Origin of the sequence: Rhizobium sp. RAF56, assembly GCF_052113965.1 — a bacterium.
Classification (GTDB): domain Bacteria; phylum Pseudomonadota; class Alphaproteobacteria; order Rhizobiales; family Rhizobiaceae; genus Rhizobium.
In genome coordinates this window covers 1-19,143 of sequence record NZ_JBFRDU010000002.1, presented here as the reverse complement: position 1 = coordinate 19,143, position 19,143 = coordinate 1, and the positions used below count along the sequence as shown (strand labels likewise).

Below are 19,143 nucleotides of genomic sequence, written 5' to 3'. Positions count from 1 at the left end.
CGGGGGCGGCATGCAAAAGGTCAAGTCCGACATCGAGATCGCGCGCGCAGCGGTGAAGAAGCCGATCTACGAGATCGGCGCGAAACTTGGCATCCCGCCCGAGCAGCTTGCGCCCTATGGCCACGACAAGGCGAAGATCAGCGCTGAATTCATCGCCTCGCGCTCCGCAGACAAGAAGGGCAAGCTCATTCTGGTGACGGCCATCAACCCGACGCCGGCCGGCGAAGGCAAGACCACCACGACAGTGGGTCTCGGTGACGGGCTGAACCGCATCGGAAAGCGCGCCATCGTCTGCGTGCGGGAGGCCTCGCTTGGTCCGTGCTTCGGCACCAAGGGCGGTGCGGCCGGTGGCGGTTATGCGCAGGTGATCCCGATGGAGGACATCAACCTGCATTTCACCGGCGATTTCCACGCGATCACCTCCGCCCACAATCTGTTGGCGGCGATGGTCGACAACCACCTCTACTGGGGCAACGGTGAGAATATCGACCTCAGGCGGATCACCTGGCGGCGCGTCATGGACATGAACGACCGGGCGCTGCGCGATATCGTCTCCTCGCTCGGGGGTGTCGCAAACGGTTATCCACGGCAGGGCGGCTTCGACATTACCGTTGCTTCCGAGGTTATGGCAATCCTCTGCCTCGCCTCGGACCTGAAGGATCTCGAAGCCCGGCTGGGCAACATCATCATCGGCTACCGGCGCGACAGAAGCCCGGTCTTCGCCCGCGACCTGAAGGCCGATGGCGCGATGGCGGTACTTCTCAAGGATGCGATGCAGCCGAACCTCGTGCAGACGCTGGAAAACAATCCGGCGCTGGTCCACGGCGGTCCCTTCGCCAATATCGCCCACGGCTGCAACTCCGTGATCGCCACGCGCACGGCGCTGACGCTCGGCGACTATGTGGTGACCGAAGCCGGCTTCGGCGCCGATCTCGGGGCGGAGAAATTCTTCGACATCAAATGCCGCAAGGCGGGCCTTGCCCCGGACGCGGCGGTCATCGTCGCGACGGTGCGGGCGCTGAAGATGAACGGCGGCGTCGCCAAGGCCGATCTCGGCGCGGAGAATGTCGCGGCGCTTGTAAAGGGCTGCGCCAACCTCGGCCGCCATGTCGCCAACGTGCGCAAGTTCGGCGTTCCCGTCGTGGTCGCCGTCAACCATTTCACCAGCGATACCGAAGCCGAGATCGAGGCGGTCAAGGACTACGTATCCCGGCTCGGCGCCGAGGCCATCCTCTGCCGTCACTGGGCGGAAGGCTCGGCCGGCATCGAGGAACTCGCCTACAAGGTGGTCGAGCTTGCCGAATCCGGCCAGGCGCATTTCCGTCCGCTTTACCCGGACGACCTGCCGCTGTTCGAAAAGATCGAGACGGTGGCGTCCAAGATCTATCACGCCGGCGAAGTGACCGCCGACAAGGCGATACGCGACCAGCTGCACAGTTGGGAAGAGCAGGGCTACGGCAATCTGCCGGTCTGCATGGCAAAGACCCAATACTCCTTCTCGACCGACCCCAACCTCAGGGGCGCGCCGGAAGGCCATGTCGTGACGGTCAGGGAGGTGCGCCTATCGGCCGGCGCCGGCTTCGTCGTCGCCATCACCGGCGAAATCATGACCATGCCCGGCCTGCCGGCCTCTCCTTCCGCCGAGCGGATTTTCCTGAATGATCAGGGTTATATCGAGGGATTGTTTTGAGTCAGTGGCAATACCGAAACCCGCCGTTGCGGCTGATCACGTCCAGATGAAAGTGATGCTCGTGCGCGGCGTCGCTCTCCGGGTCGAGGACGGTCGCGAAATAGAGGCAGCCGGCGGCGCTGACGGTTCGCTGGAAGGCACCGGTGAGCGTCGAATCTTCCCGACGCGGTTCGACCGCCACGGACGTGCCCTTCTCGAAGGTGAAGCTCGCGACATCGATGGCGTTGCCGCGCGCATGTTCGGAAATCTTGCCGGTCGTCGCATTGTTGCGCAGCCGACAGATATAGGTGGACGCCTGGTTGATGGTGGTGATGCGGCCGGCATCCTTGAGCGCCGTGCCGGCCGCCGGGATGACGCTTTCCTTCATCCAGTGGGCTAGCGCCAGCGCGGTCGCGCAGCGCATCTTGCCTTCCGGCTTCACTTTGATGCCCGGCAGCGCCTCGCTCAGGAGGATCGGCTTGTCGATGCCGCAGCCATTGCCGTCGTCGATGCGGGGGATGTCCTTGAAGGTCGCGCCGAGCGCCTGGAGTTCGGTTTCGCAGGCCTGATGATCCGCGTCGGTCTCGCTGGCAATCGTCAATGGCGGGCGAGGCGGGCCTTGCATCTCGGCGGGTTGATCGGATGTCTCGTCCGGCGCCGCGGGCAGGCTTTTCGGCGCGTCCGGCTCTGTCGGTTTCGAAGACTTCGGAGCCTCTGGCCGCGGAACCGGGGCCGGTGCGACGATCGCCGCAGGCGCTCCGGGCCGCGTTTGCGGCAAGGGCGCGTTTTCCGGAAGGGCGGCTGCGGTCAGCAGAAGACAGGCTGCGGCAGCCGTTGCGATCCTGAGCATTGAATGTTCTCACCCGCTTTGGTCACTTCTCGCATAAGAACGCCTCAGGGTGGCATTTTGTTGCAATCGCGCAACGGCCGGCCGCAACTGCGTAAACTTGATCAAAATAATCATGAATACGCGTGGACATATATTGACAACTTTAGTCATGTTTTTTACGTGGCAAAAACAAGGCGGGCGATGACCGCCTCAACAAGGATTAAGTACCCAGCCAGCCCCTTGGACGCGTTCGAAAACGTCCGACCAGCCAGCCCGGTCGATATATTGAAAGGGTTGGTTCATGACGCTCCGGCAATCTCGCACGGTTCTTTTGGCTTGCACGGCATTCCTGACATTTGGTTTGGCCTCCACTTCTCTCGCCCAGCAGGCGCAAAAGCCCGCGGCAACGGCAGAAAACGGCGATACCGCGCTGCAGCCGATCGTCGTCAAGGGCAAGCGCATCGCTCCGCCGCCCGGCAGCGTTGCCGACACGCCGCTCGCGACGCAGACGACGCAGGACACGATCCTGAAGAAGAACGTCAACAATCTTTCGGACTTCGGCCGTACGGTAGATCCGGGCGTGACCTATGTGCCGAAGCAGGGCGGCGTGTTTCTGCGCGGTCTCGGCGGTCCGCGTGTGACGACGCTGGTCGACGGCATTCCGATCCCCTTCCTGTCGAACTCCGCGCGCGCCGCCAACCCGATCACCGATACCACCAACGCCGACGGCGGCATGAACACGTTCGACTTCCAGTCGCTGTCGACGTTCGACATCATGCGTGGTGCCAACTCCAGCCGCGCCGGTTCCGGCGCCCTTGCCGGCGCGTTCGTTCTGCGCACGCTGGAGCCCGAGGATCTGATCGAGCCCGGCCGCGATTGGGGTGGCGTCACCAAGTTCGACTATGACGGCACCGATCGCAGCGCCGGCGGTTCCGTGGCCGTTGCCAAGAAGATCAACAACACGTCCGTGCTCTTCCAGGGCTCCTACCGCAAGGGTCACGAGAGCGAGAACAACGGCACCGTCGACACCATCGGGCCGACCCGCACCGAGGCCAACCCGGCCGATTACGACCAGAACAATCTGCTCTTCAAGCTGCGTCAGCAGCTGGAAGGCGGCCACATGGTCGGCATCACCGCCGAGCGTTTCGATCGCGATACGACGACGGATCTGAAAACGTTGCAGGGCGCCACCACGGGCTCGTCGCGCGTCTATAAGCTCGGCGACTACGACGGCACCGAGGACAATAGCCGCGAACGCGTATCGCTCGACTACCAGTTCGAAGCACCGAGCGCAGACTCGGTCATCGATGCCGCGCGGATGAGCGTCTATTGGCAGCGCCTGAGCCGCGAAGCCGGTGCCGAAGGCACGCGCGTCGGCTCGGTGGCCGGACCCTGGCTGCGCAACAACGAAATCGAGGAAAACGATTTCGGCGTGACCGGCAATCTGACCTCTCGCTTCAACACCGGCAACTTCGAGCACGAGGTGAATGTCGGCGGAGACGCCTCGCTCTTCAGCGCCAAGTCCTTCATCGACGGTATCGACGCCTGCATTCTCGGCACCGCGAGCCGCGCCGCCCAGGCGGGCTCTTGCCCTGCGCTGCACGCCGACCAGTCGGATATTCCAGATGTCGACGGCAAGCGGCTCGGCATGTTCATCGACGACAAGATCGCTTTCGGCGACAGCAACTTTGCGCTGACGCCGGGCCTGCGCTTCGACTGGTACGACTACGATCCGAAGAAGACCAGTGCTTTCGAGGCGAACTCCGGCTTTGCCGCCAACGGTTTCCCGGAAGGCAGCAACGGCTCGCGCATCTCGCCGAAGTTGCTCGCAACATACCAGGCCGCGCCCGAGGTCGAACTCTTTGCGCAGTGGTCGATGGCCTTCCGCGCACCGACCGTCAACGAGCTCTATCTCGATTTCTCCAATCCGGCCTTCGGCTATGCGACCGTGGGTAATCCCGACCTCGATCCGGAAACGGCGAACGGCTTCGAAATCGGCGCGAACCTCGGCGATGACGACATGGGCGGCCGCGTCACGGCGTTCAGCAATCGCTACAAGAACTTCATCGACACGGAAACGGATTTCACCACCCTTTATCCGAACGGCCTGACCAGCTACTTCAACCGCAACCGCGTCCAGATCTCGGGTGTCGAACTGGAAGCGCACAAGCTCTTCGAGAACGGCATCAACCTGCACGGATCGATGGCCTATGCCTATGGCAAGGACACGGACACGAACGAATATCTGCGCACCGTCGCGCCGCTGAAGGCGATCGTCGGCGTCGGCTACCAGCGGGAAACCTGGGGTACGGACCTATCGCTCGTTACCTCAGCCGCCATGCGTAACGACGGCAACGCCAAGACCTTCGATGCGCCGGGTTACGGCATCGTCGATCTGACGGCATGGTGGGAACCGGAACAGGTCAAGGGGCTGCGCATCCAGGGCGGCGTCTACAACCTCTTCGACAAGACCTATTACAACGGCGTCGCGCTGAAGGATCTCAACGCATCGACCGTGCCGAGCAACAGCAACACCAATCAGCCGATCGCCTTCTATTCGGAGCCCGGCCGCACATTCAAGATCTCGCTCGTCAAGCGGTTCTGATAGGCAAACGTAAAGGGCGACCTTCGGGTCGCCCTTCTGCATTCAACTGTGAATTCAAAAGGAAATTTTCTATTCGGATCGCTGTCGATCAGGCAGCTTCGGAAATGCGCACTTCCACATGCAGACCAGCCGACGCCAGCATGTTGACGAGCGCGTCGAGGCCGAACAGGTTGATCTTGCCGCGCAGGAGATCGGATATGCGCGGTTGCGTCACGCCAAGGCGGCTCGCAGCCTCCACCTGGGTCCATCTCTGTGCTCGGATATGCTGGTCCAGCGCCATCATCAATGCGGAGCGCAGTTTCATGTTCTCCGCCGCCTCCGGCGTATCTTCGACCGCGTCCCACACGCTTACAAACGTTTCGTCACTCATCGGCCAAGCTCCTTCACAAGATCGCCGTAGCGTTTTACGGCCAATTGCAAATCCGTCCTGCTGGTCTTCTGTGTCTTCTTCTGAAAATGCAAAATTTTGTATAATCTCTGCAAGCCCTTTTTCAGCTTCGTTGTTGGCCACCCGCGCTTGCTCCTGTTGATTTTGCCGCTTGCGCGGCGAAAAAACTCACGCTAACAATTTCGCCCATGAACATTTCTTTGAACATTGCATCGTGGTGGTGGGCTCGCTGAAGCGGCCTCGATCAATCGTGTTCAAAGACGACCGAGAAGCCGCCCGAGACGATCAGGCGGCTTTTTTGTCTTCAAGCGCCTGTCATCCGGGCCCCGATAACGGAGTGAGGGACAATGGTAACGATCCTTAGGGATGATGGTGCGGAAATCTATGAGACCAAGGGCGGCATCACGGTCACCCGAAAGCGTCGGGCGATCCCCTATGGCGATGCCGTCTCTTCCTATGTCGACAAGCTCGATGAGCGGCGCGGCGCCGTCTTCTCCTCCAACTACGAATATCCCGGCCGCTATACGCGTTGGGATACGGCGGTAGTCGATCCGCCGCTCGGCATCTCGTCTTTCGGCCGCAATGTCTGGATCGAGGCCTATAACGCACGCGGTGAAGTGATCCTCGGCTTCATCGCCGAACGGCTGAGGACGGTCGCCGATCTCGTGCTCGGTTCGCAGACCGACAGGCGGCTCGATCTGGCGGTGAAAACCCCGGACCGCGTGTTTACCGAGGAAGAACGGTCGAAGATGCCGACGGTCTTCACTGTGCTGCGCGCCGTGACCGATCTTTTCCACAGCCATGCCGATTCGAGCATCGGCCTCTACGGGGCCTTCGGCTACGATATCGCCTTCCAGTTCGACGCGATCGACCTGAAGCTGAAGCGCCCGGCCGACCAGCGCGACATGGTGCTTTTCCTTCCCGACGAAATTCTCGTCGTCGACAACTATGCCGCCAAGGCGTGGATCGACCGCTACGATTTCGAGAAGGACGGCGTTTCGACCGAGGGCAGGGCCGGCGACATCGCGCCGGAGCCGTTCGTTTCCAACGAGACGATCCCGCCGAAGAGCGATCACCGGCCCGGCGAATATGCCGAGTTGGTCGTCAAGGCGAAGGAAAGCTTCCGCAAGGGCGACCTTTTCGAGGTGGTGCCCGGCCAGAAATTCATGGAGCGCTGCGACAGCAAGCCGTCGGACATTTCCAAGCGGCTGAAGGCGACCAACCCGTCGCCCTATTCCTTCTTCATCAATCTCGGCAATCAGGAATATCTCGTCGGCGCGTCGCCGGAAATGTTCGTGCGCGTATCCGGCCGCCGCATCGAGACGTGCCCGATCTCCGGCACGATCAAGCGCGGCGACGATCCGATCGCCGATTCGGAGCAGATCCTGAAGCTGCTCAATTCCAAGAAGGACGAGTCGGAACTGACCATGTGCTCCGACGTCGATCGCAACGACAAGTCGAGGGTCTGCGAGCCTGGCTCGGTGAAGGTGATCGGCCGCCGGCAGATCGAGATGTATTCGCGTCTGATCCACACCGTCGACCACATCGAAGGCCGCCTCCGCGACGACATGGACGCCTTCGACGGCTTCCTCTCGCATGCCTGGGCCGTCACCGTCACCGGCGCGCCGAAGCTTTGGGCGATGCGCTTCATCGAGGCGCATGAAAAGAGCCCGCGCGCCTGGTACGGCGGCGCCATCGGCATGGTCGGCTTCAACGGCGACATGAACACCGGCCTGACGCTCAGAACCGTGCGCATCAAGGACGGCATTGCCGAGGTTCGTGCCGGTGCTACACTGCTGAACGACTCCATTCCCGAAGAGGAAGAAGCCGAAACCGAACTGAAGGCCTCCGCCATGCTTTCCGCAATCCGCGATGCCAAGGCCGCCAATTCCAGCAAGGCCGGGCGCGACGTCGCCCACGTCGGCAAGGGCATCAATATCCTGCTCGTCGACCACGAGGACAGCTTCGTCCACACGCTCGCCAACTATTTTCGCCAGACCGGCGCCACGGTCTCGACCGTGCGCAGCCCGGTGCCGGAGGAAATCTTCGAACGGCTCAATCCCGACCTTGTCGTCCTGTCGCCGGGACCGGGCAATCCGAAGGATTTCGACTGCAAGGCGACGATCAAGAGAGCCCGTGCCCGTGACCTGCCGATCTTCGGCGTCTGCCTTGGACTGCAGGCGCTTGCGGAGGCCTACGGCGGCGAGCTCAGGCATCTGGCGGTGCCGATGCACGGCAAGCCGTCGCGCATACGCGTGCTGGAACCGGGGTTGGTCTTCTCCGGTCTCGGCAAGGAGGTCACCGTCGGCCGTTATCACTCGATCTTCGCCGATCCCGCGACCCTGCCGCGCGATTTCATCATCACGGCGGAAAGCGAGGACGGCACGATCATGGGCATCGAGCACGCCAAGGAACCGATCGCCGCCGTCCAGTTCCATCCTGAATCGATCATGACGCTCGGCGGCGACGCCGGCATGCGGATGATAGAAAACGTCGTGGCGCATCTGGCGCGAAGGGCAAAAACCAAGGCTGCGTAGGCAGGGGCGGCGGTGTGTAACTCACCTGAGTGATATGCCAATGGCCCCTTCCGGCCCGGATGCCCGTCAGAAATGTTCGCGATAGGCCTGCGGAGTCGTGCCAAGCGACCGAAGGAAGCTTCGCCGCATAGTCTCATCCGAGCCGAAGCCGCAGCGCAGGCGTGTCTGGCTGACGGAAGCGCCCTGCTCCAGCAGGCGCCGCGCCGCTTCGACGCGGATGTCCTCGATAGCCCGGGCTGGCGTGCGCCCGGTCGCCGCCCGATAGTGGCGTGAAAAGCTGCGCGCGCTCATATGGGCGCGTTCGGCGAGGGCAGGGAGCGAGAGATCTCCGCGCAGGTTCTCCATGATCCAGCCGTGCAGGCTGTCGAAGCGCTCTCCGCCGGCCTGCAGTGCAAGGGCGGCACTGAATTGCGATTGTCCGCCCGGCCGCTTCAGGAAAACGACAAGTTCGCGGGCGATCTCGAGCGCCACGTCGCGGCCGAGGTCGTCCTCGACAAGGGCGAGCGCCAAGTCGATGCCGGCGGTGACGCCCGCCGATGTCCACATAGTGCCGTCCCTGACGAAGATGGGATCGGCCTCAAGGCGGACCCTCGGAAAGCGTTCGAGGAATTCCGCGCACCGCCGCCAATGCGTCACGGCGCGCTTGCCGTCGAGAAGGCCGGCGCTCGCCAGCAGGAACGCACCGCTGCAAACCGAGGCCGTTCGACGGCTGATCGCCGCGCGGCGCCTGATCCAGTTCATCAGCCCATCGTCCTTACAGGCCTCGTTCACGCCCCTGCCGCCGGCGATGACGAGGGTGTCGACCTCGGTGGCCTCCGGCAGGATCGCGGTGACGAGCACGAGGCCCGAGGTCGTGACGACCTCGCCACGCGCCGAGACGGCCGCGATCTCATAGGGCAGCGCCTTTGCGGCATTTCTCATCATGTCGTTGGCGGTAGCAAAGACCTGCAAGGGACCCGTTACATCGAGCAACTGGGCATTGTCGAAGGCTAGGATTTCGATCCGGCGCATGGTTGGCTCAAAACGTGGGGTGAATGGCAAATTCGCCAAACAATGTTGGTGTAGAGTTGAGAAGTCAACCACGGGAGATCGCCATGACGCTACGCTTCGGACTTCTCGCCTTTCCCAATGTGCAACAGCTCGACCTGACCGGACCCTATGAGGTCTTCGCCTCGGCGCCCGGTTCCGAGGTCCATATCCTCTGGAAGGACCTGTCGCCGCTGACTTCGGCGACTGGACTGAAGATCCAGCCGACGACGCGCTTTGCCGATTGCCCGGCGCTGGACGTGCTATGCGTGCCCGGCGGCGCCGGCGTCAATGCGCTGCTTGAAGATGATGAGACGCTGGCCTTTGTGCGCGAGAAAGCAGCCGAAGTGCGTTTCGTCACCTCGGTCTGCACCGGCGCCTTGGTACTCGGCGCAGCGGGGCTGCTGAAGGGCAAGCGCGCCACGACACATTGGTATGCCCAGGATTTCCTGAGCCGCCTCGGCGCCGTTCCGACCGAGGGCCGCATCGTGCGCGACGGCAAGGTTATCACCGCCGGAGGCGTGACCGCGGGCATCGACTTCGGCCTGGAGGTGCTGGCGGCGCTCGCCGGAGAAGACGAGGCCAAGATCGTCCAGCTGTCGCTCGAATATGCGCCGGCGCCGCCCTTCCGCTCGGGCACGCCGAGCGAGGCGTCGACAGAAGTGCTCGCTGAAGCCAAAAAGCGGCTCGGCGGATCGCGGGCGGTGCGCGAGGCTATTTTCGAGCGGATCGCGCCTGCCTTTGCATCCTCATTCAGTTGATTTGACAAGCGGGGCCTCTTGCCCCATATGACCCGTCATCCAGACCGCGTGCGCGAACTTCGTGCACGCGGTTTTGCGTTGAAATAGGCCTGTAATTGCAATTCATTTGCATGAGCGTTGAGGAAACGGCATGAGCGGAAGCGGGGGAGAAAAGATAACGCGGCTGGCCTTCTGGGGCATGCCGATTTCGCTTGGCGTGCTGGCGCTGAAGATGTCCGCTTGGTGGGTGACCGGCTCGCTGGCGCTGTTGTCGGACGGCCTTGAATCCTTCGTCAACGTCGTCGCCTCCTTCATCGCCTTCTTCGTCATTCGCTACGCGCAGAAGCCGGCCGACCACGACCATCCCTTCGGCCATCACAAGGCGGAATACCTGTCGGCCGTGACCGAAGGCGTGCTGATCGTCGTCGCGGCGCTGCTGATCGTCCAGCAGGCGGTCGGGCACTTCAGCCATCCGATGCCGCTGGATGCGCCGTTTCTCGGCCTTGCCATCAACTTTGTCGCCGGCATCATCAATGCCGTCTGGGGCGTGATGCTTGTCAAGGCTGGCCGCGCGCATCGCTCGCCGGCGCTCTTGGCGGACGGCCAGCATATTCTGTCCGACGTCTATACCTCGATCGGCGTGATCGTCGGCCTGTTGCTGGCGCTCGCAACCGGCTATGCCGTCATCGACCCGATCATCGCTATCCTCGTTGCGGTCAATATTCTCTTCCAGGGCTGGAAGGTGATCTCGCATTCGATCGGGGGGCTGATGGACAAGGCGGTCGAGCCGGACGAGGAGGCCGCGATCAAGGCTGCGATTGCCGCCAACGCATTCGGCTCCCTCGGCGTCCATGACCTGAAGACGCGGGTGGCCGGAACCGTCACTTTCGTCGCCTTCCATATGGTCGTGCCGTCGTCCATGCCGGTCGGTGAGGCGCATGATATCTGCGACCGCCTTGAAGATGCCATAAGGGATATCCATGCGGGCGCTCAGATCACCATCCACGTGGAGCCGGAGGGCGAAAAGGCCCATGGCATTCGCGTCAAAGTCGTCAAGGAGGCTTAAATGCCCAACACCGATGTGTCCGGCCTTTCCATGCTCGGCAGCTCTGCCGAAATCGCAACCAAGCCCGAGGATGCGGTTCTGGAGAGGGTGCCTGCGGGCCATCAGGGCACGGATTACGTCGTGCGCTTCACCGCGCCTGAATTCACGTCGCTCTGCCCCATGACCGGCCAGCCGGACTTTGCCCACATCGTCATCGACTACATTCCGAACGAATGGCTGGTGGAATCGAAGTCGCTGAAACTGTTCTTCTTCTCCTTCCGCAATCACGGCGCTTTCCACGAAGATTGCTCGATCTACATCGCCAAGCGGCTCATCGAACTGCTCGATCCGAAATGGCTGAGGATCGGCGCCTACTGGTATCCGCGCGGCGGCATTCCGATCGACGTCTTCTGGCAGACAGGCAAGCCGCCAGAGGGCGTATGGCTGCCGGACCAGGGCGTTGCGACCTATCGCGGACGCGGGTGAGGGACGGCTGCCGTCACGCTTCGAGGATGGAGGCGGCGAGTTCGCGATACGGCCGCAGCCGTGCGGCTGACGTCTCTGTCGGAACGATCAATCCCGAGACCTCCGATATGGCGAGCACCTGGCACGGCGACACCATGTCGAGTTTCTCCGGCGTCAGCAGCACATAGGTTTCCGCCGAACACCGGGCGATGTGCCGCTTGATGGCGGCCTCCTCCAGATCGCCGGTCGACAGCCCGTGCACGGGATGCGCCGCGGTCACCCCCAGGAAGAAGATATCCGGGCGCAGTCCGGAGATCGCGGTCATCGCCACGGCGCCGGTCGACACCATCGAATGCTTATAGATGCGGCCGCCGATCAGGATCACCTCCGCGGTCGGATGTTTCTCCAGCGCAGTTGCGATCGTCGGGCTGTGCGTTGCCACCGTGAAGGCAAACTCGCGCGGCAGCCTGCGGGCGATTTCGGCCGTCGTCGTGCCACCGTCGAGAAAGATCATCTGGCCTGGCCGCACGAGCGCTGCAGCCGCTGTTCCCAGCCTCTGCTTCATTTCCGAAGAGATCTCGCCGCGAGCGGTGAGATCCGGCAGTTCCGGCGCGAGCGGCAAGGCGCCGCCATGGACCCGCTTCAGCAGGCGCTGCGCGGCCATCTCCCGTAGGTCGCGTCTGATCGTGTCTTCGGATAGCGAGAAATTCTCGGCGACGCGTTTGGCGACCACTTGGCCGTCTCGGCGAAGGAGATCGAGGATCAGGTTCTTGCGTTGCGTCGTCAGCATTGGTTCTGCACGAAGTTTCATGAATAATTACAAAATTACACGAACTAAATCGACATTCAAGAAAATTCGTGCATCCTTGCGCATGGCCTTGGCGTTGGAGGCCATGGTGAAAGGAGTTCGATCATGATGATCTTGATTGCGGGACCTTATCGCTCCGGGACGGGCGACGATCCGGGGAAAATGGCGGAAAACCTGAGGCGGCTGGAAGCGCCGTCCCACGCACTCTTCAAAGCAGGGCACGTGCCGATGATCGGCGAGTGGGTGGCATTGCCGGTATGGAATGCGGCCGGCGGCGCTTCGGTCGGCGATGCGCTCTATGAGGAGATTTTCCACCCGGTCGCGGGCCGTCTGCTTGCGCTCTGCGACGGCGTTCTGCGATTGCCGGGCGCGTCGCAAGGGGCCGATAACGATGTGCGCATCGCACGCGAGCGCGGCATTCCGGTGTGGTTCCGTCTGGAGGACGTGCCCGGCTGCGCTGCCGCGGCATAATGTAAAGCCGCCGGGAGATTGTCTCCGGCGGCTCCTCGGATGGATCGGCGCGTCATGCTCGCTCTTTTGCGAGCCGCCTCATCACGCAATCGAGCTGTCGTCGTTGTCGAACGAATCGTCGAAGCCATCGTCGTTGTCGTCATCGCTGGCATTGTCGACCTGGGCATCGTTCGACGTGCCGCCGTCCTTCTGACCCTGGCCCTTGTCATCGTTGACGTAATAGTTGTTGACGGTGGTTTCCTCGACCGGTTGCGCGCCGAGGCCGGAACCGGCGAGGGGATTGCCGCCGAAGCCGCCGAGATGCGGGCCGAACAGGCCGCGCAGCGAATCCGCCAGCATCACGCCGCCGGCGACACCCGCCGCCGTGCCGAGAGCGCCAGTGAGGAAGCTGCCGGCCGCCGAAGGTGCCGCAGGCTGTGGGTTCCAGGGGCCGGCCGGCTGCTGCTGCGCAGGCGCGGCGTTGCGGGCGTAGTCGTCGTAGAGCCGGCCTTGCTGGTTGCCGACCGGCGGCACGCTGCGGCGGGGCGCTTCGTCGGCGTGGCCTCCGCCGAAGAGCGAGCCGAGCCCGCCGGGGAAGCCGCCACTCTGTTCGCTACGGCTTTCGCCCCGGTGCGCTTCGAGCTCGCGCACTTGCGCCTCAAGCTGCTGAATGCGGTCGGCCGCGGCTTTCAGGCCCTGTTCCTGTACGATCACCGCCTGCGCCAGGAAGTAGGCGGCGTATGGCTGGTCGCGCAGCGCCTGGCCGATCAAGGCTTCCGCATCGCCATCGCGAGGCGTGGCGGCGGCGGATTTCGTGCGTTCGAAGAGGGAGGTAAGCAGTTGGCGTTCTTCGGGCGACATGGGTGGCCTCCTTCGCAATTGATGGCGCTGACTGTTGACCGCGCCGGACTGACGTAGGATTGAAATCCGGCATTTCAAAGCGCGTCACGTTACATTTCGGTAATCTGCAACCATGTTCGTGAGTTCCCGCACTTCCCCTTTTTCTCGCATTGTTTTAGGCATGGATACGCACTATGTGCGGTGGACGACACATCATGCCGGAGAGTTGCACATGAACGACGAAGACCAGGACGAAGACAAGACGAAGGAGCTGATGCTCGGCAAGGAGACGGAGGCGAATCTCTTCAAGTCGCGATCGATCTTCATCTACGGTCCGATCACGCAGGAACTGGCGCAGAAGGTCTGCACGCAGCTCGTGGCGCTGGCCGCCGCCAGCGACGAGGAGATCCGCGTCTATGTCAATTCGCCTGGCGGCCACGTGGAATCCGGTGATTCGATCCACGACATGATCAAGTTCATCAAGCCGAAGGTGTGGATGATCGGCACCGGCTGGGTCGCCTCGGCCGGCGCCCTGATCTACGTCTCGGTTCCGAAGGAACGGCGTATTTGCCTGCCGAACACGCGCTTCCTTTTGCACCAACCGTCGGGCGGCACCCGCGGCATGGCCTCCGACATAGAGATCCAAGCCCGCGAAATCATCAAGATGAACGAGCGCCTGAACCGGATCTTTGCCGCGGCCACCGGCCAGCCGATCGAAAAGATCGCCAAGGACACGGACCGCGACTACTGGCTCTCCTCCGAAGACGCTCTTGCCTACGGCCTCGTCTCGCGCATCGTCACCTCGCAGAGCGAGCTCTGATGTGACCGAATAACAGCACCCTCGCTTGCTGACCGCAGGCGAGGGCGCTTTCTTTGAGACCCGCTTGCCGGTGTGGCCCCTCATCCGGCTGCCGCGCGCGACGGCCTCGACCGATCCGACGTCTCCCCCAGCGCTAGCCTGCCTTCCGCCACCATGCTTTGTTCGCGCCGTCGATCCCCGATGGAGGCCGCATGCCCGATCTTCACTACGAGCATCCCCGGCTCGCCGCGATCTACGACCTTGGCAACGGTTGGTCGGAAGATCGGGATTTCTATCTGAGGCTTGCGGGAGAGGGGCAAAAGCGCATCCTCGATCTCGGATGCGGCACCGGCGTTCTAAGCCATGCCTATGCGGCGCTCGGCCATGTGGTGACCGGCGTCGATCCTTGCCTGCCCATGCTCGACGTGGCGCGCCGCGGCGCGAACGGCGATCGTATCTGCTGGATCAGGTCTTTCGCCGAGGCCTTCCGTTCCGACACGCGCTTCGATCTGATCGTCATGACGGGCCATGCCTTTCAGGTTTTGCTCGATGACGCCGATATCGCGGCAACGCTGGCGATGATGCGCGACCATCTGGCCGACGACGGCCGCATCGTCTTCGAGACCCGCAACCCGGCGGTCGACTGGGGCGGAAGATGGGACGGCGGCGTGCGCGACTACGTGTCGGAGGGCATCACGATCCGGGAAACGCGCGCGGTCATCTCGAAAGAGGCCGACCGGTTGCGCTTCGAGACGCGCTACGATTTTCCCGACGAGGCGCTGGTTTCGGTAAGCGAACTCCGCTTCCTGTCCCGCGAAGATATGGAGAGCCGCCTTGCATTGGCTGGCCTATGCGCCGAGCAGGTGCTGGGCGATTGGCGGGGCGGCCCGTTCGATCCCGCCACCTCGGACGAGATGATCTTTGTCATTCGCCGCGCCTGACGGGCGGCCATTCCCCTTCTATTTGCTGGATCGCGCGGTGCACCGATATGCCTGCTTGACGCAAGCGATCTGAGGGGTGGAGCATTTTGCTTCTCCGTTCACGACCGAGCAGAATGAACATTGATCGTTCAGCTCCAGGCAGTCCGGATTGGCGCTAATGAACTCTCTCATGCTTACGGCCTGTTCCTGCGCTCCCGCATTGGTATCGGCGGCGTCAGCCGCAACGGCCGGCGTCCCGTTGAGGGCTGCAAGCAGGAGCCAAAGGGCGAGCTTGAACGATGCAGGTTTCATTGAGAGATTTCCTTTGCACCGATGTTCCATCGCATCGAGGCTGAGCTGTTCGAAGTATTTATACCCAAGGTAGCGCAGAACTGGCGGAGTCCGCACCGAAAACAACATCCTTTCAAATAGCCATGCCGGAACCGCCGGAGGCGGAAATCCCCGGTTGAGCGGCATGTCGTTTCGGACGGGGCGCCTGAAGTTGCCTCGTGAAACTAAAATAAATGGCGCCTTCCGGCACCCCGTTCGGCGGTTTATGCCCGCAACTTCGGTCTCTCTGCGACCCTCGCCACCTCCATCGGCAGCGAGAAACCATGTGTGCCGCACAGGCACGTCCGGAGCGAAACCCGTCGGCGCGTCTCCACGCCGCCGCCGTCTCCGGAGGGAGACCTTTTTCTGCGGACCCTCGAGGAGGGGGCTCACGTCGTTCCCCAACCCCAAGCGCCGATCCCGCCTCGCCGCGACGCCTCGCGGTGCATCCGATAGCGGGATGAGAGGGATTGTGGCATGGCTGCGAGCAAGGGGGATGAGAAAATGATTAAGTGATTGAATTTGCTTTCTCAGGTCTTTGTTTCATGCCCGGCTGTTATCCTGTTTGCGACATGACAGACATCGCTAATGGCAGCAAGCCGACCGCCTACTCTTTCTGCGCTGACCGACGCGCTCGAATTGCTGCTGCGATGAACACCCGAGATAGGCCATGGTATAAGGGCTCGTGCGATAGAATTCGCGAAGTCACGTAGCCGATCATGGAAACCGCCATGATCGGGATCACGGCCTCATGGTCGCCGGTCATTTCCAGGATGATGACGAAAGCGGTCATCGGTGCCTGGACCACACCGGAAAAATAACCCGCCATTCCCAGGATCGCGGCGAGCGCAATGCTCGTTCCAAGAAGCGATCCCATCGTACTTCCAAATCCGGCGCCCACGGCTAGCGAGGGCGCAAAAATGCCGCCCGGGATGCCCGAAAGCATCGACAGGAAGCTTGCCGCCAACTTCTCGACAAAAAAGAACACGGGGAGCGCATTTCCTTCGACGGCGCTTTTCGCCTGTTCGTAGCCGGTGCCGAAAGTGGTGCCTCCCGAGGCAACGCCGACAATGGCGACCGCGAGCCCGCAAAGTCCTGCCACCACCACGACACGGGTGAGCGGCCGTGGGTGGACCCAACGCCTGACACGCTGGCCAAAATGCAAAGCAAACCCGCTGAAGCAGGCGCCGAGAGCGCCGCCACCGACGCCACAGACGAGTACAAGCGCCCAGTCACGCATTTGAGTGGGGGCGACCGACGCTTCTCCGAAGTAGTTGTAGCTGCCTGCAAGGCCGAGCGCCGCGAGGCCGGAGAGAATGACGGCGGTCAAGACGATACCGTTCGCACGAGATTCGTAGGTCCGGCTCATCTCCTCGATGGCGAACACTATACCGGCCAAGGGCGTGTTGAAGGCAGCCGCGATGCCCGCCGCAGAACCCGCCAGGATCAATCCTCTCGCCTGCTGCATGCCGCCAAACCGCGCGACGGCCAGCATGATCGATCCGCCTACCTGGACAGTTGGCCCCTCACGGCCGATCGAAGCGCCACACAACAGGCCGAGTATGGTCAGCACGATTTTGCCAACGGCGATCTTCAGCGATAGCAAGCGTCCTCGGTCCTCGTCCTCGCGAAGATGGCGGGCAGCAATCGCCTGCGGAATACCGCTTCCCTGTGCGTTGGGAAACACGGTCGCTGCAAGATAGGCAGACAGCATGAAGCCGCCGGGAGCAATGACGAGGGGAAGCAGGAACGAGAACTCGCCGGATGTCGTCAGCGATGCGAACGCCTTCTGGGCAAGATCCGCCAGTTTGGCAAACGCGACGCTCACGACACCGATTGCAATTGCACCAAACCAGAAAACAAGCCTTGGCCGCCAAAGTGAAAACGATCCCCAGAGGACGCGAGAGCGACGGACAAGCTTCGACTTGCGATAGGTGATGGACATCGGGGACTCGGAAAAATGGGGACGAAACCTTTTAGCGCCTGCGAATAGGAAACGTCACCCCAGGCGATGAGCCAATTGTGAGCGGTGTAGCGAAAGCTTGCCATATATCGCGCCTCGCGTCCGCTTCGGGCGAACGCCGCCATTAAAATCGATGACTTCTAGACGCAAGCCTTTCTATTTCCATACGCACCCTTCCAGTCAACCGAACCATATCCCCGCCATCCGGCCTTGCGCGGCTGCTTTGCCTCGTGCTCCATGCCGGTCTCCATTCGCCGCGCCCCGAGTCCCGCCATGTTGAAAGATCTATCCGTTCAAAGCCTGTTTATGGGCCTCCTTGCCGCTTTCGTCGGCTTTGCCAGTTCGTTTGCCGTGGTCCTGCACGGATTGCAGGCGGTGGGGGCGAGCGATGCGGAGGCGGCTTCGGGGTTGATGGCGCTGTCGCTGGCGATGGGGATCGCCGGCATCGTGCTCAGCGCGGCGACGCGGCTGCCGATCAGCGTCGCCTGGTCGACGCCGGGGGCGGCGCTGCTTGCGAGCGCCGGTGCCATGGCGGGAGGATTTCCGGTTGCGGTCGGTGCGTTTCTCGTTTGCGGGGTTTTGATCGTCGTTGCCGGCCTGTTTCGGCCGCTCGGGCGTGCGGTTGCCGCCATTCCCGCGCCGCTTGCCAATGCAATGCTTGCCGGCGTGCTCATCGGGCTCTGTTTCGCGCCGGTGAAGGCGATTGCCTTCAATCCCTGGCTCGGCCTGCCGATCGCGCTTGCCTGGATCGTCGTCGGCGCGTTCAAGCGGCTCTTTGCGGTGCCGGCGGCCCTTGCCGCCTTCGCGCTGGTACTTGCCTTCGGCGTCGACATTCCGCCGGGCGCGTTTTCCGCGATCGAACGGTCGCTTCTGCCGAGCGCCACCTTCGTGATGCCGGCCTTTACCTTGGCGGGCCTCGTGTCGATCGCGCTGCCGCTCTTCATCGTCACCATGGCCTCGCAGAATATTCCCGGCATCGCCGTCTTGAAGGTCAATCACTATCATCCGAAGCCGGGACCGCTGTTTGCCGTGACCGGCCTGTTTTCACTGCTCTGCGCGCCCTTCGGCGGGCATGGCGTCAATCTTGCGGCGATCACGGCGGCGATGTGCGCCGGACATGACGCGCATCCCGATCCGGCCCGGCGCTATTGGGCGGCGATCGTCGCCGGCATCGCCTATGTCGTATTCGGGCTGCTCGCCGGCGCGGTCACCGCATTCGTGGGGCTGGCGCCGCCGATCCTCATCGAGGCGGTTGCGGGCCTGGCGCTGGTCGCCGCCTTCTCAGGCTCGGCAATGGCTGCCTTCCATGAGGCCGAAACGCGGGAAGCCGCCGCCATCACCTTCCTCGTCACCGCCTCCGGCGTCACATTCGCAGGCGTTTCAGGCGCATTCTGGGGACTTTTGGCGGGCGGTCTGATGCTGGTGCTGCAGCGGTTCGTCAAGGCGACACGCAAGCCAAGCTGAGAGGCGGAGACGGTGGCAGTCTGCAAGGTTTGAGCCCGCTGCCAAAGCCTGCAGCTGCTCCTTCGTCATGCTCTGGCCGTCCGTGATATCTGCAACGGATTGAATTTATTGAGATGCAGCAGATCCTCGGCACAAGGCCACTGCTGTCCGGTTTAAATTCAGGTCCATTTGAGCACCATCTGTCTGGTGTCGCCTGGCGGGTCTGGCGGAGGCTTGAGGAGGAGGTCGGTGCGGCGGCGGTGCATGAGGTTTGCGCGCACCAGGC

The 19,143-nt window shown here is 62.6% G+C and carries 17 protein-coding genes; 10 read left to right on the top strand and 7 right to left on the bottom strand.

Annotation, left to right across the window (positions count from 1 at the left end):
• Nucleotides 1–10 precede the first annotated feature (10 nt).
• A complete protein-coding gene (locus tag AB4048_RS01970; RefSeq protein WP_442200235.1) occupies nucleotides 11–1,690 on the top strand; it encodes a formate--tetrahydrofolate ligase in 1,680 nt (559 codons plus the stop codon).
• 1 nt (nucleotide 1,691) lies between these two features.
• Here AB4048_RS01970 and AB4048_RS01965 read toward each other — a convergent pair whose 3' ends face one another.
• Complete coding sequence (locus tag AB4048_RS01965; protein ID WP_442200234.1) at nucleotides 1,692–2,519, bottom strand: extensin-like domain-containing protein; 828 nt, start codon at nucleotides 2,517–2,519, stop codon at nucleotides 1,692–1,694.
• Between the two features lie 280 nt (nucleotides 2,520–2,799).
• On the opposite strand from AB4048_RS01965, the gene AB4048_RS01960 reads away from it, so the two are divergent.
• Entirely contained in the window at nucleotides 2,800–5,103 is a 2,304-nt protein-coding gene (locus tag AB4048_RS01960) for a TonB-dependent hemoglobin/transferrin/lactoferrin family receptor (protein ID WP_442200233.1), read from the top strand.
• An 88-nt stretch (nucleotides 5,104–5,191) separates the two neighbouring features.
• Here AB4048_RS01960 and AB4048_RS01955 read toward each other — a convergent pair whose 3' ends face one another.
• A complete protein-coding gene (locus AB4048_RS01955; protein WP_442200468.1) occupies nucleotides 5,192–5,473 on the bottom strand; it encodes a helix-turn-helix domain-containing protein in 282 nt (93 codons plus the stop codon).
• Nucleotides 5,474–5,838: 365 nt separating this feature from the next.
• Between AB4048_RS01955 and AB4048_RS01950 the strand changes: the two genes are divergently transcribed.
• Nucleotides 5,839–8,028 carry an anthranilate synthase gene (locus AB4048_RS01950; protein ID WP_442200232.1) on the top strand — a complete coding sequence of 730 codons (2,190 nt, stop codon included), beginning with the start codon at nucleotides 5,839–5,841 and terminating at the stop codon, nucleotides 8,026–8,028.
• A gap of 66 nt (nucleotides 8,029–8,094) precedes the next feature.
• Here AB4048_RS01950 and AB4048_RS01945 read toward each other — a convergent pair whose 3' ends face one another.
• Nucleotides 8,095–9,039 (bottom strand): GlxA family transcriptional regulator, encoded by a 945-nt coding sequence (locus AB4048_RS01945; protein ID WP_442200231.1) that lies wholly within the window; start codon nucleotides 9,037–9,039, stop codon nucleotides 8,095–8,097.
• 83 nt (nucleotides 9,040–9,122) lie between these two features.
• Here AB4048_RS01945 and AB4048_RS01940 point away from each other — a divergent pair, with 83 nt between their 5' ends.
• The 3 genes from AB4048_RS01940 (at nucleotide 9,123) to queF (ending at nucleotide 11,325) form a co-directional block, all read left to right on the top strand.
• The gene (locus AB4048_RS01940) at nucleotides 9,123–9,815 is read left to right on the top strand and encodes a DJ-1/PfpI family protein (RefSeq protein WP_442200230.1); all 693 of its coding nucleotides are present in this window, start codon (nucleotides 9,123–9,125) and stop codon (nucleotides 9,813–9,815) included.
• A 130-nt stretch (nucleotides 9,816–9,945) separates the two neighbouring features.
• The gene (locus AB4048_RS01935; RefSeq protein ID WP_442200229.1) at nucleotides 9,946–10,860 is read left to right on the top strand and encodes a cation diffusion facilitator family transporter; all 915 of its coding nucleotides are present in this window, start codon (nucleotides 9,946–9,948) and stop codon (nucleotides 10,858–10,860) included.
• On the top strand, nucleotides 10,861–11,325 hold the full coding sequence (gene queF, locus AB4048_RS01930) for a preQ(1) synthase (protein ID WP_442200228.1): 465 nt from the start codon (nucleotides 10,861–10,863) through the stop codon (nucleotides 11,323–11,325).
• 13 nt (nucleotides 11,326–11,338) lie between these two features.
• Here queF and AB4048_RS01925 read toward each other — a convergent pair whose 3' ends face one another.
• Entirely contained in the window at nucleotides 11,339–12,094 is a 756-nt protein-coding gene (locus tag AB4048_RS01925; protein WP_442200227.1) for a DeoR/GlpR family DNA-binding transcription regulator, read from the bottom strand.
• A gap of 123 nt (nucleotides 12,095–12,217) precedes the next feature.
• Here AB4048_RS01925 and AB4048_RS01920 point away from each other — a divergent pair, with 123 nt between their 5' ends.
• Entirely contained in the window at nucleotides 12,218–12,583 is a 366-nt protein-coding gene (locus tag AB4048_RS01920) for a DUF4406 domain-containing protein (RefSeq protein ID WP_442200226.1), read from the top strand.
• Nucleotides 12,584–12,664: 81 nt separating this feature from the next.
• Here the strand turns inward: AB4048_RS01920 and AB4048_RS01915 are convergent, their stop codons facing one another.
• A complete protein-coding gene (locus tag AB4048_RS01915) occupies nucleotides 12,665–13,423 on the bottom strand; it encodes a DUF2076 domain-containing protein (RefSeq protein WP_442200225.1) in 759 nt (252 codons plus the stop codon).
• A gap of 211 nt (nucleotides 13,424–13,634) precedes the next feature.
• Here AB4048_RS01915 and AB4048_RS01910 point away from each other — a divergent pair, with 211 nt between their 5' ends.
• Both AB4048_RS01910 and AB4048_RS01905 read left to right on the top strand, forming a co-directional pair.
• The gene (locus AB4048_RS01910) at nucleotides 13,635–14,222 is read left to right on the top strand and encodes an ATP-dependent Clp protease proteolytic subunit (RefSeq protein ID WP_442200224.1); all 588 of its coding nucleotides are present in this window, start codon (nucleotides 13,635–13,637) and stop codon (nucleotides 14,220–14,222) included.
• A 191-nt stretch (nucleotides 14,223–14,413) separates the two neighbouring features.
• Complete coding sequence (locus AB4048_RS01905; protein WP_442200223.1) at nucleotides 14,414–15,142, top strand: class I SAM-dependent methyltransferase; 729 nt, start codon at nucleotides 14,414–14,416, stop codon at nucleotides 15,140–15,142.
• 18 nt (nucleotides 15,143–15,160) lie between these two features.
• Here the strand turns inward: AB4048_RS01905 and AB4048_RS01900 are convergent, their stop codons facing one another.
• Both AB4048_RS01900 and AB4048_RS01895 read right to left on the bottom strand, forming a co-directional pair.
• On the bottom strand, nucleotides 15,161–15,598 hold the full coding sequence (locus AB4048_RS01900) for a hypothetical protein (RefSeq protein WP_442200222.1): 438 nt from the start codon (nucleotides 15,596–15,598) through the stop codon (nucleotides 15,161–15,163).
• Nucleotides 15,599–16,058: 460 nt separating this feature from the next.
• A complete protein-coding gene (locus AB4048_RS01895) occupies nucleotides 16,059–17,396 on the bottom strand; it encodes a chloride channel protein (RefSeq protein ID WP_442200221.1) in 1,338 nt (445 codons plus the stop codon).
• A 291-nt stretch (nucleotides 17,397–17,687) separates the two neighbouring features.
• On the opposite strand from AB4048_RS01895, the gene AB4048_RS01890 reads away from it, so the two are divergent.
• On the top strand, nucleotides 17,688–18,878 hold the full coding sequence (locus tag AB4048_RS01890; RefSeq protein WP_442200220.1) for a benzoate/H(+) symporter BenE family transporter: 1,191 nt from the start codon (nucleotides 17,688–17,690) through the stop codon (nucleotides 18,876–18,878).
• Nucleotides 18,879–19,143: the final 265 nt, after the last annotated feature.

Bases quoted from the DNA above. Each gene is read 5' to 3' on its own strand.
- AB4048_RS01920 (WP_442200226.1), top strand. From the start codon at position 12,218: ATGATGATCTTGATTGCGGGACCTTATCGCTCCGGGACGGGCGACGAT.
- AB4048_RS01900 (WP_442200222.1), bottom strand. From the start codon at position 15,598: ATGCCGCTCAACCGGGGATTTCCGCCTCCGGCGGTTCCGGCATGGCTA.
- queF (WP_442200228.1), top strand. From the start codon at position 10,861: ATGCCCAACACCGATGTGTCCGGCCTTTCCATGCTCGGCAGCTCTGCC.
- AB4048_RS01890 (WP_442200220.1), top strand. From the start codon at position 17,688: ATGTTGAAAGATCTATCCGTTCAAAGCCTGTTTATGGGCCTCCTTGCC.
- AB4048_RS01915 (WP_442200225.1), bottom strand. From the start codon at position 13,423: ATGTCGCCCGAAGAACGCCAACTGCTTACCTCCCTCTTCGAACGCACG.
- AB4048_RS01950 (WP_442200232.1), top strand. From the start codon at position 5,839: ATGGTAACGATCCTTAGGGATGATGGTGCGGAAATCTATGAGACCAAG.
- AB4048_RS01895 (WP_442200221.1), bottom strand. From the start codon at position 17,396: ATGTCCATCACCTATCGCAAGTCGAAGCTTGTCCGTCGCTCTCGCGTC.
- AB4048_RS01905 (WP_442200223.1), top strand. From the start codon at position 14,414: ATGCCCGATCTTCACTACGAGCATCCCCGGCTCGCCGCGATCTACGAC.
- AB4048_RS01970 (WP_442200235.1), top strand. From the start codon at position 11: ATGCAAAAGGTCAAGTCCGACATCGAGATCGCGCGCGCAGCGGTGAAG.
- AB4048_RS01965 (WP_442200234.1), bottom strand. From the start codon at position 2,519: ATGCTCAGGATCGCAACGGCTGCCGCAGCCTGTCTTCTGCTGACCGCA.
- AB4048_RS01955 (WP_442200468.1), bottom strand. From the start codon at position 5,473: ATGAGTGACGAAACGTTTGTAAGCGTGTGGGACGCGGTCGAAGATACG.
- AB4048_RS01925 (WP_442200227.1), bottom strand. From the start codon at position 12,094: ATGCTGACGACGCAACGCAAGAACCTGATCCTCGATCTCCTTCGCCGA.
- AB4048_RS01935 (WP_442200229.1), top strand. From the start codon at position 9,946: ATGAGCGGAAGCGGGGGAGAAAAGATAACGCGGCTGGCCTTCTGGGGC.
- AB4048_RS01910 (WP_442200224.1), top strand. From the start codon at position 13,635: ATGAACGACGAAGACCAGGACGAAGACAAGACGAAGGAGCTGATGCTC.
- AB4048_RS01960 (WP_442200233.1), top strand. From the start codon at position 2,800: ATGACGCTCCGGCAATCTCGCACGGTTCTTTTGGCTTGCACGGCATTC.
- AB4048_RS01945 (WP_442200231.1), bottom strand. From the start codon at position 9,039: ATGCGCCGGATCGAAATCCTAGCCTTCGACAATGCCCAGTTGCTCGAT.
- AB4048_RS01940 (WP_442200230.1), top strand. From the start codon at position 9,123: ATGACGCTACGCTTCGGACTTCTCGCCTTTCCCAATGTGCAACAGCTC.